The sequence below is a fragment of the Streptomyces marokkonensis genome (assembly GCF_039539045.1).
Classification (GTDB): Bacteria; Actinomycetota; Actinomycetes; order Streptomycetales; family Streptomycetaceae; genus Streptomyces; species Streptomyces marokkonensis.
On sequence record NZ_BAABCQ010000187.1, the window covers coordinates 1 to 14,452 of the forward strand.

Annotated in this window: 2 protein-coding genes; both read left to right on the forward strand. The window is 73.9% G+C overall.

Features of this window, described 5'->3' with window-relative positions; genetic code table 11:
* Window positions 1-101: 101 nt before the first annotated feature.
* The gene (locus tag ABEA26_RS31035; RefSeq protein WP_345596775.1) at window positions 102-9,455 is read left to right on the forward strand and encodes an SDR family NAD(P)-dependent oxidoreductase; all 9,354 of its coding nucleotides are present in this window, start codon (window positions 102-104) and stop codon (window positions 9,453-9,455) included.
* The coding region (locus tag ABEA26_RS31040) for a type I polyketide synthase (protein WP_425587924.1) at window positions 9,452-14,452 on the forward strand (5,001 nt) is incomplete at its 3' end. The genes ABEA26_RS31035 and ABEA26_RS31040, both read left to right, overlap by 4 nt.

A 14,452-nucleotide genomic window follows, 5' to 3' on the forward strand; every position in this document is an offset into this window, starting at 1 on the left:
GGGTGCTGTCCGGCAAGACCCCCGAAGCCCTGCGAGGACAAGCCGAACGCCTGCTCGCGTGGACCCGTACCGGAGACGGGGAAGCGGCCGAGGTGTCGCGGGTGGGCGCGGCGCTGGCCCGTACGCGGACGGGGTTCGAGGAACGTGCCGTCGTGCTGGGCGCGGACATCGACGAACTGAGGGCGGGTCTCGTCGCACTGGCCGGTGGCGAGCCGGCCGCGCGGCTGACGCGGGGACGCGTGCGTGCGTCCGGCGGCCGCCTGGCGGTGCTGTGCACCGGGCAGGGGGCTCAGCGGGCCGGTATGGGAAGGGAGCTGTACGCGACGTTCCCGGCGTTCACCGAGGCCTTCGACACGGTCTGCGCCGAGCTGGAACGGTGGGTGGACTTCCCGGTGCGGCCGCTGGTCTTCGAGGGCGGCGACGAGGAACTTCGGGACACGAGGCGCGCGCAGGTCGCGCTGTTCGCCGTGGAGGTCGCGGTCTGGCGCTTGCTGGAATCCTTCGGAGTGACCGCGGACTTCGTGCTCGGCCACTCCGTGGGCGAGTTGGTCGCCGCGCACATCGCGGGTGTGTGGTCGCTCGCGGATGCGGCGAGGGTCGTCGCGGCGCGCGCGTCGCTGATGGCGGAACTGCCCGAGGGCGGCGCGATGGTGGCCGTCGAGGGTGACGAGGCGGAGGTCCGGGCCCGCCTGATGCCGGGGGTGGATGTCGCCGCGGTCAACGGCCCGCGCGCAGTGGTGATCTCGGGCGATCGGGACGCGGTCGCGAAGGTCGCCCGAAACTTCGTTCAACAGGGGCGTCGTACAAGAGAGCTGGATGTCTCGCACGCCTTCCACTCGGAGCACATGGAGCCGATGGTCGAGCGGTTCTCACGGGTGCTCGAAGAGGTGGAGTACGCGCCGCCGCTGGTACCCATGGTGTCCACGGTCACCGGCGGACCGGTCGAGGCCGCGGAGGTGTGCACGCCCGCGTACTGGGTGCGCAACGTGCGTGAGCCGGTTCGGTTCGCGGCCGCGGCCAACGCTGTTCTGGAGTCAGGTGCCGAGGTGCTGGTCGAGGTCGGACCGGGCGGAGTGCTCTCCGCACTGGCACGGGAGACGGACGACAGTGACCGGGCGGCGTACGCACCGGTGCTGCGGCCGGACCGTGACGAGGTGGAGACGGCCCTGGCGGCGCTCGCCACCGCGTACGCGACCGGGGCGCCGGTGGACTGGTCCACCCTCTGCTCGGGGGCTCCGTCGACCTTGCCCACCTACGCCTTCCAGCACCGCCGCTACTGGTCGCTGCCCGTCGCCGCCGCCGGATCCTTCGCGGGCGCCCGGCCGGTGAGCCATCCGCTGCTGACGGCCGTGCTGCGGTCCGCGGACGAGGACGGCTGCACGGTGGCCGGCCGCGTCGCGCTGCACAGCCACCCGTGGCTGGCCGACCACGCGCTGCGGGGCACGGCCCTGCTGCCGGGGACCGCGTTCGTGGAACTGGTGCTGCGGGCCGCACAGGAGGCCGGCTGCGGGCACATCGAGGAACTGACGCTGGAGGCGCCGCTGCCCCTGCCCGCGCAAGGGGCCGTCGACATCCAGGTAAAAGTCGCCGCGCCTGCCGCGCCTGCCGCGCCTGCCGCGGCTGCCGGAGCGAGCGGAGCTGTCGCCGGGGCGCGTTCCGTCGACGTGTACGCACGCTCCGCCGACACGGACGGGCCGTGGACCCGGCACGCGACCGGCGTCGTCACGGAGTCGGGGCCGGTACGGGCGGTCACCCCGTCGCGGGCCTGGCCGCCGGCCGGTGCGGTGGAACTGGACGTGGCCGCGTATCGGGAGCGGGCGGCGCGCTCCGGGTTCGCGTACGGGCCGCTGTTCCAGGGCCTGACCAGGGTCTGGAACAGCGGTGAAGAGACGTACGCGGAGGTCGTGCCGGTCGGGCCGGACACGGGTGCCGAACTGGCAGAAACCGGGGGCTTCGGCGTGCATCCGGCGCTGCTCGACGCGGCGGTGCAGGCCTCGGGGCTCGCTTCGGCCGACGCGGGAGCGGCTCTACTGCCGTTCTCCTGGCGCGGAGTGACGGTGTACGCGCAGGGAGCCGATCGGCTGCGGGTGCGGATCGCGTCGGCCGGCAACGACGCGGTATCCCTCTCCGTGGCGGATGCCGCAGGTGAGCCGGTGGCATCCGTGGACGCGCTGGTGCTGCGGCCCGCGCCCGAGGGCGACCTGGCGGCCGATGCGGCGGCTCACACGCCCGTCCTGTACCGGCTCGACTGGCCCGATCAGCCCTGGTCCGCCGTGACGGGCGGGCAGCGGTGGGCGGTGCTCGGTGACGGCGACGAGCGGCTGTCCGCTCCCGCCGGTGCCACCTCGGCGTGCTTCGCCGACCTGGCCGCGCTGTTCGCCGCGGGCCCGGAGGGTGCGGGGCACCCCACCGCCGTACTCCTGCCGGTGGTGACCGGCCCGTCGATCGCGCCCGAGCATGCGCACGGGGCAGTGGCGGGTGTTCTGGCGCAGCTGCGCACCTGGCTGGCGGACGAGCGCTTCGGCGGAGTGCCGCTCGTGGTCGTGACCCGCGGCGCGGTCGCGGCCGAGCCGGGAGAGAACGTCGCCGACCCCGGGGGCGCCGCGGTCTGGGGCCTCTTGCGCTCGGCCCAGCTCGAACACCCCGGCCGTCTCCTGCTCGTCGACGTGGACGTGGACGCTCCGCGGAGCTCTACGGACGCGCTCGCGGCAGTGATCGCCTCGGCGGAACCCCAGAGCGCGATCCGCACCGGCAAGGTGCGCCTGCCGCGACTCGCTGCGACCGCCCTGGCCACTGACCGGGCTGCCGCGCCCGCTGCCGCGCCGACCGCCGAGCAGGCCTCCGGCCCGTCCCCCGACGGCACCGTCCTGATCACTGGCGGGACCGGTGCCCTGGGGGCGTTGCTCGCACGGCACCTGGTGAAACAGCAAGGCATGCGCCACCTCGTGCTGACCAGCCGACGCGGCATGGCCGCCCACGGCGCGCCCGAACTGGTCGCCGAGCTGGCCGGGTGCGGGGCCTCCGTGACGGTCGAGGCCTGCGACGCCGCGGACCGGGCGGAGCTGGCCGGACTGCTGGAGCGGATCGATCCCGCTCATCCGCTCACGGCCGTGATCCACACCGCGGGCGTGGTCGCCGACGCCACGGTGAACTCGCTGACCCCCGACGCCCTGGCACGGGTGCTGCGGCCCAAGATCGACGCGGCCGTGAACCTGCACGAGCTGACCCGGGACCTGATGCCGGCCTGGTTCGTGACGTACTCCTCCGTCGCCGGTGTACTCGGCGGCGCGGGACAGGCCAACTACGCCGCCGCCAACGCCTTCCTCGACGCCCTGGCGCACCACCGCCGCGCCGAAGGGCTGCCGTCCGTCTCGCTCGCCTGGGGCGCCTGGGAACCGACCCGCGGTGCGAAGGGCGGAGCGACCGGGCGCGGAATGACGGCGGGCCTCGGACAGGCCGATCGTCAACGGATCGCAAGGACAGGCGTGCTGGAACTGTCGGCGGCCGATGGCCTCGCCCTGTTCGACGCCTCGCTCATGGCCGGCGAGCCGGTGACGGTGCCCGTGTCCCTGGACTCCGCGACCTTGCGTACGCAGGCCGCGGCAGGCGCCCTGCACCCCCTCCTGCGGGGCCTGGTGCGGGTACCACTGCCGAGGGCCGCGGGCGGGCAGGCCGCCTCGTCGTGGGGCGACGGGCTGGCGGAGCTCTCGCGGGAGGAACGGCGCGCCGCCGTGCTCGATGCGGTGCGGTCGCAGGTCGCCGCGGTGCTGGGCCACGACAACGCGCAAGCTGTGAGCGAGGAGCGGTCGTTCAAGGACCTCGGCTTCGATTCCCTGACGGCTGTGGAACTGCGGAATCGTCTGAACACGGTGACGGGTCTGCGGCTGCCCGCGACGCTCGTCTTCGACTACCCGACGGCCGAGACGCTGGCCGAGCACCTACTGGCCGAGGCGACGGGGCTTGCGGGGGGCGAGGCCGCGGTGAGTGCGCCGGTGGTGGCGGTGGATGCCGACGATCCGGTGGCGATCGTGGGGATGGGCTGCCGCTATCCGGGCGGGGTGGGTTCGCCCGAGGATCTCTGGCAGATGGTCGCGGAGGGCCGGGAGGGCATCGGCGGCTTCCCGGTGGACCGTGGCTGGGATCTGGGGAACCTCTACGATCCCGACCGCGAGGCCGGGCGCGCGGGCACGAGCTATGTCCGCGAGGGCGGATTCCTCTACGGGGCAGGGGACTTCGACGCCGGCTTTTTCGGGATCTCCCCGCGTGAAGCACTGACGATGGACCCGCAGCAGCGGCTGCTCCTGGAGACCTCCTGGGAAGCAGTCGAGCGCGCCGGTGTCGACCCGCTGTCCCTGCGCGGCAGCAGGACCGGAGTGTTCACCGGTGTCATGTACCACGACTACGTCTCACGACTGCCCGCCGTGCCCGAGGAGGCCGAGGGCTACCTGGGCACCGGAAGCTCCGGCAGTGTGGTGTCCGGCCGCGTCGCCTACGCGCTGGGCCTCGAAGGCCCGGCGGTCACGGTGGACACGGCGTGCTCGTCGTCCCTGGTGACCCTGCACCTCGCGGCCCAGGCCCTGCGCTCGGGCGAGTGCGAGATGGCGCTCGCAGGCGGGGTGACCGTGATGGCCGGCCCCGACACGTTCATCGACTTCAGTCGGCAGCGCGGCCTCGCCGCCGACGGACGGTGCAAGGCGTTCTCCGCCGCGGCGGACGGTACGGGATGGGCCGAGGGCGCCGGTGTACTCGTCCTGGAACGCCGCTCCGACGCCCTGCGCAACGGACACCGAATCCTCGCGGTGGTGCGCGGCACCGCCGTCAACCAGGACGGCGCGTCCAACGGCCTGACCGCACCCAACGGCCCCTCCCAGCAGCGCGTCATCCGCCAGGCACTCGGCAACTCGGGGCTGGCCCCGACGGACGTGGACGCCGTGGAGGCACACGGCACGGGCACCGCACTCGGCGACCCCATCGAGGCGCAGGCCCTGATTGCCACGTACGGTCAGGACCGCCCCACCGAACAGCCCCTGCTGCTCGGCTCGGTGAAGTCCAACATCGGCCACGCCCAGGCCGCGGCGGGCGTCGCAGGAGTCATCAAGATGGTGCTCGCCATGGAACACGGCGTGCTGCCCCGCAGCCTGCACGCCGAGGAACCCACCCCGCACGTCGACTGGTCGGCGGGCGCGGTGGAACTGCTCGCCGAGGCATGCGACTGGCCCGACACCGGCCGTCCGCGCCGCGCGGGCGTGTCCTCCTTCGGGATCAGCGGCACCAACGCCCACGTCATCCTGGAACAGGCACCCGCGCCCGCGCAGACCCCCGCCGCACGGGAAACCCGCCCCCGGCCACTGCTGCTGTCCGGCCGGACGAGGGCGGCACTCGCCGCCCAGGCACGGCAGCTGGCGGCCTGGCTGGCGGACCGGCCGGAGCTGGAACCCGTCGACGTCGGCCACACCCTGGCCACCGCCCGGTCCCTGTTCGAGCACCGCGCGGGCATCGTCGGCGACAACCGCGACGCGCTCCTGGCCGGACTGGCCGCCGTGGCCGAGGGAGCCCCGGCACCAGGCGTCCTGGAAGGCACCGCGGGCGCACGCGGCGGCATCGTCTTCCTCTTCCCCGGCCAGGGCTCCCAATGGACCGGCATGGCCCGCGAACTCCTCGACACCTCCGCGCCCTTCCGCGACCGCATGGACGAGTGCGCGGCGGCCCTGGCGCCGCACACCGACTGGTCGCTCACCGACGCCCTCGACGACCCCGAGCTCCTCGCACGCGTCGACGTCGTGCAGCCCGCGCTATGGGCCGTCATGGTCTCCCTGGCCGCCCTGTGGCGCGCCCACGGAGTCGAGCCGGCCGCCGTCGCCGGGCACTCGCAGGGCGAGATCGCGGCGGCGTGCGTCGCCGGGGCGCTCTCCCTGGACGACGCGGCCAGAGTGGTCGCCCTGCGCAGCCGGGCCCTCACCGCGCTGGTCGGCAGTGGCGCGATGGGCGTCGTCGCACGGTCCGTGAAGGACCTCGCGCCACTGCTCGACCGCTGGCAGGGACGGCTCACCGTGGCCGCCGTCAACGGACCGGAGTCCGTCGTGGTCTCCGGCGAGAGCGACGCCCTCGACGCGCTCCTCGCCATTTGTGCCGAGGATGGCACCAGGGCCCGGCGGATCGCGGTCGACTACGCCTCTCATTCGCCGCAGGTGGAGTCCGTCAGGGCCGAGCTGCTGCGGCAGCTGGGCGACGTGACACCCAGGACCTCCGCGATCCCCTTCTTCTCCACCGTCACCCGCCAGTTCGTCGACACCGACACACTCGACACGCACTACTGGTACGAGAACCTCCGCCGCACCGTCGAGTTCGCCCCGTCGATCGAAGAGTTGGCGGAGCGGGGGCATGGCGTCTTCCTGGAGATCAGCCCCCATCCGGTCCTCGTGATGGACGTGGCGGACACCCTCGAACACACCGAAGGAACCGCCGTGGCCCTCGGCACGCTGCGCCGCGGCGAGGGCGGCCCGGCACGCTTCCACACCGCGCTCGCCCAGGCACATCTGCACGGTGTGAGCCTGGACTGGAACCAGGCGTACGAGGACACGCACGCCACCCCGGTGCAGCTGCCCACCTACCCCTTCGAACGCCAGCGGTACTGGCTGACCGCCCCCGACGCACCCGCCGCCGACCTCTCCACGGCCGGACTCACCGGCTCCGCACACCCGTTGCTTCAGGCCGAGGTGACACTCGCCGACGGCGGGGCCCTGCACACCGGCAGGCTCTCGGTCGCGGACCACCCCTGGCTCGCCGAACACGCGGTCCGCGGCCGGATCCTGCTGCCGGGCACCGCCCTGCTCGAACTCGTGGCCTGGGCCGGTGCGCGGGAGGACCACGGGCGGGTCGTCGAGCTGACTCTCCAGGAGCCACTGGTGCTGCCCGACGACGACTGGGCGGTACTGCTGCAGGTGGCGGTCGGCGCGCCCGACGGCACCGGCACCCGGTCGTTCACCGTGCACACGCGCCCGGAGACCGGCGCGGCGGACGGGCCCGACGAGCCGTGGACCCGGCACGCCACCGGTCGGCTCGGCACGGCGGACGCCACCGCCACCGTCCGTCCGCCGGCCGACCCCGCGGCCTGGCCGCCCGCCGGTGCCGAACCCGTCGACGTGACCCGGCTGTACGAGGACCATGCGGCCCGGTCGTTCGCGTACGGGCCGCTGTTCCAGGGCCTGCGGCAGGCCTGGCGGCACGGCGACGAGATCCTCGCCGAGATCGTGCTGCCGGACACCGCGGATGCCGCGAACACCAACACCGGCGGATTCACCGTGCACCCCGCGCTCCTGGACGCCGCCCTGCACGCCGTCGGCGCCGGCACGTTCGTCGACGACGGCGCGGCACAGGACGGACACCTGCCGTTCGAATGGGCCGGGGTGTCCTTCCACGGCACGGCGGCGACGACGCTGCGGGTACGGCTCGCGCCCGCTGGACCGGACGCGCTGTCCCTCGACGCCACCGACCGGAACGGCACTCCCGTCGTCTCCGTCGATTCCCTGACCCTGCGCCCCGTCCGGCCCGAGCAGCTCCTCGCCGCCGGGACGAAGACGCTGTACACGGTGGACTGGCAGACGCTGCCCGCCACCACGGCCACGACCACGACCCCCGGCACCACCTTCACCGTCATCGACCAGCACGGTCCTGCCGTCGTGGACGACGACTTCACCGAGACCCTCGTACTGCCCCTGCCGCACTGCGCCACAGCGGCCGAAGCGGTGGCGGACGTCCTGGGAGCGGCGCAGCGGTTCCTGGCCGACGAGCGTCTCGCCGACGCGCGGCTCGTCGTCCTGACCCGGGGCGCCGTGGGTCTCGAGGACGAACCGCCGCACGATCTGCCCGGCGCGGCCGTGTGGGGCCTGCTGCGGTCGGCACAGGCGGAGCACCCCGACCGGTTCGTCGTCATCGACACCGATCCCGCCGCCAACGCCAACGCCACCGACGCCCCAGCGGACCTGACCGTCGACGTGGACCTGGTCGCCGACGTGCTGGCCACCGGCGAACCCCAGGTCGCGGTACGTGCGGGAGTCGCCCGCGTACCCAGGCTCGTGCGCGCCACCGCGGCCGGCCGCCGCACGGCCCTGCCCGACTCCGCGGGCACCGTGCTGATCACCGGCGGCACCGGAACGCTGGGCGCCCTGGTGGCACGCCACCTGGTGGCCGAGCACCGAGTACGCCACCTGCTGCTCCTCAGCCGCCGCGGACCCGACGCCCCAGGAGCCGGTGAACTCGTCGCGGAACTTACCGAGGCGGGCGCGCACGCACGGATCGTGGCCTGCGACGCCGCCGACCCGGACGCGCTCTCCGCGCTCCTCGCCGACCTGCCCGCCGAACACCCGCTGACCGGCGTCGTCCACGCGGCAGGCGTGCTCGACGACGCGACCCTGACGGCCCTGACCCGGGAACAGGCCGAACGGGTGCTCCGCCCCAAGACCGACGCGGCCCTGAACCTACACCGGCTCACCGAGGACCAGGACCTGTCGGTGTTCCTGCTGTTCTCCTCCGCCGCCGGAATCCTCGGCGGTGCGGGGCAGGCGGCTTACGCGGCGGCCAACGCCCACCTCGACGCGCTGGCCCAGCACCGGCGGTCCCTGAACCTCGCCGCGACCTCGATCGCCTGGGGCCTGTGGGAGCAGGCCAGCGGCATGACCGGACACCTCACCGACCGCGACCGGGCACGGATCACCCGGTCCGGACTCCCCCCGCTCTCCGACCAGGAAGGCCTCGCTCTCCTCGACGCCGCACTGACCACCGACACCCCGCTCGTCGCGGCCCTGCGCGTCAACCCCGCCGCCGTACGGCACGCGGGCCCGGTGCCCCCGGTGCTCAGGGCACTCGCGGGCGGCCACCACCGCACGCCCCCCGGCGACCGCACCGCGACCGGCACGGAAACCGGCCGCACCGCGGCAGAGGAGTACGCCGCGCGCTTCGCCGCGATGAGCGACGACGAACAGGCCGCCGCCACCGAGCGGTTGGTGCTCGGCGAGGTGGCCGCCGTCCTCGGCCACGCCTCGCCCGGATCGGTGCCCTCCGGCACTCCTTTCCTGGACCTCGGCTTCGACTCGCTGATCGCCGTCGAGCTGCGCAACCGGCTCACCGCGGCGACCGGCCTTCGCCTCTCCGCCGCGGCCGTTTTCAACCACCCGACCCCCAAGGCGCTGGCCCAGCACGTGCTGGAGCGCAGCGTCGCCGCACACGTTCTCGACGCGGGCGATCTTCTTGCTCAACTCGACCAGTGGGAAGCCGCGTTGACGCGACTCGACCCCAAGGGTGAGGCGGGCGAGCGGCTCGCAGCCCGGCTGCGCGAACTGCTCGACAGGACCGGCGGAACCCGGCCACCCGGCAGCACACCGAGCACCAACACGCTCGAAGCAGCCACTGACGACGAGATATTTGACTTCATCGACAAGGATCTTGAGGTTTCTTGATGTCGAACTCGGCCAACGAAGCGAAACTGCGCGACTACCTTCGCCGGGTAACCGTCGACCTGCAGGAGACCCGGTCCCAGCTGCGCGAAGCGGAGGGCAAGGACCGCGAGCCCATCGCGATCGTCGGGATGAGCTGCCGCTTCCCCGGAGGCGTGCGCTCTCCCGAGGACCTCTGGGAGCTCCTGTCCACCGGCGGCGACGCGATCTCCGGCTTCCCCGGCGACCGCGGCTGGGACATCGAGAACCTCTACGACCCCGACCCCGAGCGGCCCGGCAAGAGCTACACCCGCGAGGGCGGATTCCTCTACGACGCCGACCACTTCGACCCCGAGTTCTTCGGCATCTCGCCGCGCGAGGCCCTGGCCATCGACCCGCAGCAGCGGCTGCTCCTCGAAGCCTCCTGGGAGGCGTTCGAACGCGCGGGCATCGCACCCGACACCGTGCGGGAGACCCGCACCGGAGTGTTCTCCGGCGTGATGTACAACGACTACGGTTCGCGGCTGCTCGGCGCGCTCACCGGCCTGGAGGACTTCGAGGGCTACCTCGGCAACGGCAGCGCGGGCAGCGTCGCCTCCGGCCGCATCTCCTACAACCTGGGCCTGGAGGGCCCGGCCCTCACCATCGACACCGCGTGCTCCTCCTCGCTGGTGGCGCTGCACCTGGCCTGCCACTCCCTGCGTCGCGGCGAGACCTCCCTGGCCCTGGCCGGCGGCGTGACCGTCATGGCCACACCGAGCCTGTTCGTGGAGTTCTCCCGCCAGCACGGCCTCGCCGCGAACGGCCGCTGCAAGCCGTTCTCCGCCGCCGCCGACGGCGCCGGATTCGCGGAGGGCGTCGGCGTGCTGCTCCTGGAGCGGCTCTCCGACGCACAGGCCAACGGCCACCGCGTCCTCGCCGTGGTGACCGGCAGCGCCGTCAACCAGGACGGCGCCTCCAACGGCATGACGGCCCCCAACGGTCCCTCGCAGGAACGCGTCATCCGCCAGGCACTCGACGGCGCCGCCCTCACCGCGGCGGACGTCGACGTGGTGGAGGCCCACGGCACCGGCACCCCACTGGGCGACCTGATCGAGGCCGAGGCGCTCCTCGCCACATACGGCCAGGACCGGCCCGACGACCGACCGCTGCTCCTCGGCTCGGTGAAGTCCAACATCGGCCACGCCCAGGCCGCAGCCGGCGTCGCCGGTGTCATCAAGATGGTCATGTCGATGCGGCACGGGGTGCTGCCCCACACCCTGCACCTCGACGAACCGAACCGCGAAGTGGACTGGTCGGCGGGCGCCGTGCGGCTGCTGACCGAACGGGAACAATGGCCGGACACCGGCCGTCCGCGCCGCGCGGGCGTGTCCTCCTTCGGGATCAGCGGCACCAACGCCCACGTCATCCTGGAGCAGGCCCCGGACGCCCCCGAGCCGGCAGAGCCCGCACGGCGCGCCCCTGAAGCGGCCGCCGTGCCGTGGCTCCTTTCCGCGAAGACCCCGCAGGCCTTGCGCGACCAGGCCGCACGCCTCCTGTCGTACGCAGGGACATCAGGCGTAGAGGTGTCGGAGGCGGAGACTTCGCACGCGGCGATATCGGACGCGGAGACGTCGGACGCGGAGACGTCGGACGCGGAGACGTCGGACGTGCGGACGGTGGGCGGCGGCACGTCCCCGGCCGTAGTGGGCCGCACCCTCGCCACGGGCCGGGCCGCCCTGCCCTGCCGCGCGGTCGTGGTCGGCGCGGACCACGACGAACTGCTCGCCGGACTGACGGCACTGGCACAGGGTGAGGAGGCGGCGAACACCACCGTCGGCACCGCCGCGCCCGGCCGCCGCGTGGCCTTCGTCTTCCCCGGCCAGGGCGCGCAGTGGACCGGCATGGCCGTCGAACTCCTGGAGACCTCACCCGTCTTCGCCGCCCGCTTCGCCGAGTGTGAGCGCGCGCTGTCCGCGTACGTCGACTGGTCACTGCGCGACGTACTCACCGACGAGGCGGCGCTGACCCGCGTCGACGTGGTGCAGCCGGCGCTCTGGGCCGTCATGGTGTCCCTCGCCGAGCAGTGGCGCGCGCTGGGCGTGGTGCCCGAAGCGGTCGTCGGCCACTCCCAGGGCGAGATCGCGGCGGCCGTGGTCAGCGGCGCTCTGTCCTTGGACGACGCCGCGCGCGTGGTCGCGCTGCGCAGCAAGGCGCTTTCCGCACTCGCGGGCACCGGCGGCATGGTCGCCGTGTCCGCATCCGCCGAAGAAGTCACCGAACTCCTAGTCCCCTGGGACACCCGGCTGTCCGTGGCCGCGGTCAACGGCCCCGCAGCCGTGGTCGTCTCGGGCGAGAGCACCGCGCTCGCCGAACTGCTCGACCACTGCGAGGAACACGGCGTGCGGGCCAGGCGGATCCCCGTGGACTACGCTTCGCACTCGGCGCAGGTCGAGCAGATCCGAGCCGAGCTCCTTGACGTACTGGCCCCCCTCGCGCCGCGCGACGGCGACATCCCCCTCTGCTCGACCGTGACCGGCACATGGCTCGGCGGGGCGGAGCTGGACGCCGGGTACTGGTACACGAACCTGCGCACCACGGTCGAGCTGCGCACCGCCGTCGAGGCCCTGGCGGGCGACGGCTTCGACGCGTTCGTCGAGGTGTCCGCCCACCCCGTCCTGACGGGCCCGCTCGGCGAGACGCTGGAGGCTGCGGGCCACCACCGTGCCGTCGTCGTCGGCTCGCTCCGCAGGGACGACGGCGGATACGGCCGCTTCCTGCTCTCGGCCGCAGGCGAGGCCCACGTCGCGGGCATCGCCGTCGACTGGTCCGCCTGCTTCGCCACCGCACCCGCGGCACTGCCCGCCGACCTGCCGACGTACGCCTTCCAGCGTGAGCGCTACTGGCTGGACGTGCCCGACAGGCCCGCAGCCGGCACCGGCACCGAGGCACGGTTCTGGGCCGAGGTGGAACGCGGCGACGCCGACGTACTCGCGGGCACCCTCGGCGCCGAGGGCGAAGCCCGCACCTCGCTCGACACCGTGCTGCCCGTCCTCGCCGCATGGTGGCGCGAGCGGAGGGACCGTGCGGTCCTCGACTGCTGGCGGTACCGGGCCGTGTGGAAGCCGCTCGACGAACCCGCGCCCCGCGAACTGACCGGCCGCTGGCTCCTCGTGTCGGCCGCGTCGGGCCCTGCCGACCTGACGCAGTGGTGCGAGAACGTACTGCGCGACGCGGGCGCCATCCCCGTACCGCTGACGCTCGACACGGACGGCACCACCACCGAGCCGGACCGCACAGCGCTCGCCGCGCGCATCGGTGAGGCCGCGGCCGACGGACCGCTGACCGGTGTGGTGTCGCTGCTGGGCCTCGCGGACGACGGACGGCCCCCGGTTTCCACGGCCTGCCTCGCACAGGCGCTGGGCGACGCGGCGCAGGACGCGCCGCTGTGGACGCTGACCCAGGGCGCCGTCGCGGCGGGCAGGGACGAGCACGTCCACCCCGGCCAGGGAGCGGTCTGGGGCCTGGGACGCGCCATCGGCCGGGAGTCACCGGAACGGTGGGGAGGCTCCGTCGACCTGCCCGGAGACCTGGACGCGCGGGCCGGACGCCGACTGGCCGCGGTTCTCGCGGGCCCCTCCGGCGAGGACCAGGTCGCGGTGCGGTCGTCGGGCATCCTGGGCCGCCGCCTCGTGCGGGCCGCCGCCAGTACGGCACCCGCACCGGCGAAGGCACTGCACGGCACGGTCCTCGTGACGGGCGGAACGGGCGCGCTGGGCGGCCACGCCGCACGCTGGGCCGTGCGCAGGGGCGCCGAGCACGTCGTGCTCGTGAGCCGCCGGGGCCGGCAAGCCCCCGCGGCGGCCGCACTCAGCGACGAACTGGCCGGCCTCGGTGCCCGGGTGACCGTGGTCGCGTGCGACGTCGCCGACCGCGCGGCACTTGCCGACGTCCTGCGCGAGATACCGACCGAACTCCCGCTGCGCGGCGTCGTCCACACCGCGGGGCTCCTCGACGACGGTGTCCTGGAAGGGCTGTCGGCACGGCGCTTCTCAACGGTGTGGGGCCCCAAGACGGACGGGGCACGGCACCTCCATGACCTGACGCGCCACCTGGACCTGCCGCTCTTCGTGATGTTCTCGTCGTTCGCGGCGATCGTCGGCGGCGCCGGACAGGCGAACTACGCGGCGGCCAACGCCGCGCTCGACGCGCTGGCCGAGCACCGCCGCGCCCAGGGCCTGGCGGCCACGTCCATCGCGTGGGGCGCCTGGTCGGGCGAGGGACTCGCCGCCGACGCCACAGTCACGGACCGGATGCGGCGCGCCGGACTGACCGCCATGGACCCGGAGCTGGCGATCACCGCGCTGGACGAGGCGCTCACCGGGCACGAACCGACGCTGGCCGTCGCGGACGTGGACTGGGAGCAGTTCGCCGCCGGGCTCGACGCGGTACGCCCCGGCCCGCTCCTTGAGGACATCCCCGGAGCACGCCCCCGGCTGCTCACCGGCGCGGCCGAGCACGGCGCGCGGACGACGGGCGCCTCGGCATCCTCCCTGGGCCGCACCCTGGCCGCCCTCCCGGCGACCGAGCACCCGCAGGCCGTTCTCGACGTGGTCCGGCGCGAGGCCGGCACCGTCCTCGGCCGCCGCACCCACGACGCACTGCCCACAGAGGGGGCGTTCAAGGACGCGGGCTTCGACTCGCTGACCGCCGTCGAGCTGCGCAACCGCCTGGGCGCGGTGGCGGGCATCCGGCTGCCCGCCACCCTCGTCTTCGACCACCCGACACCGGCCGCGCTGGCCGCCTTCCTGCTCGACCAGGTGACGCACGGCGCTCCCATGCCGGACCGCGAGGCCCCCACCCCGACGGCGGCACCCACCGACGAGCCGATCGCCATCGTCGGGATGAGCTGCCGTTTCCCGGGCGGAGTACGGTCACCGGAGGAACTTTGGCATCTGCTCTCGGAAGGCCGCGACGGTATCACGCCCTTCCCCGACGACCGTGGCTGGGAGCTGGGGACGCTGTACGCCTCGGATCCGGAC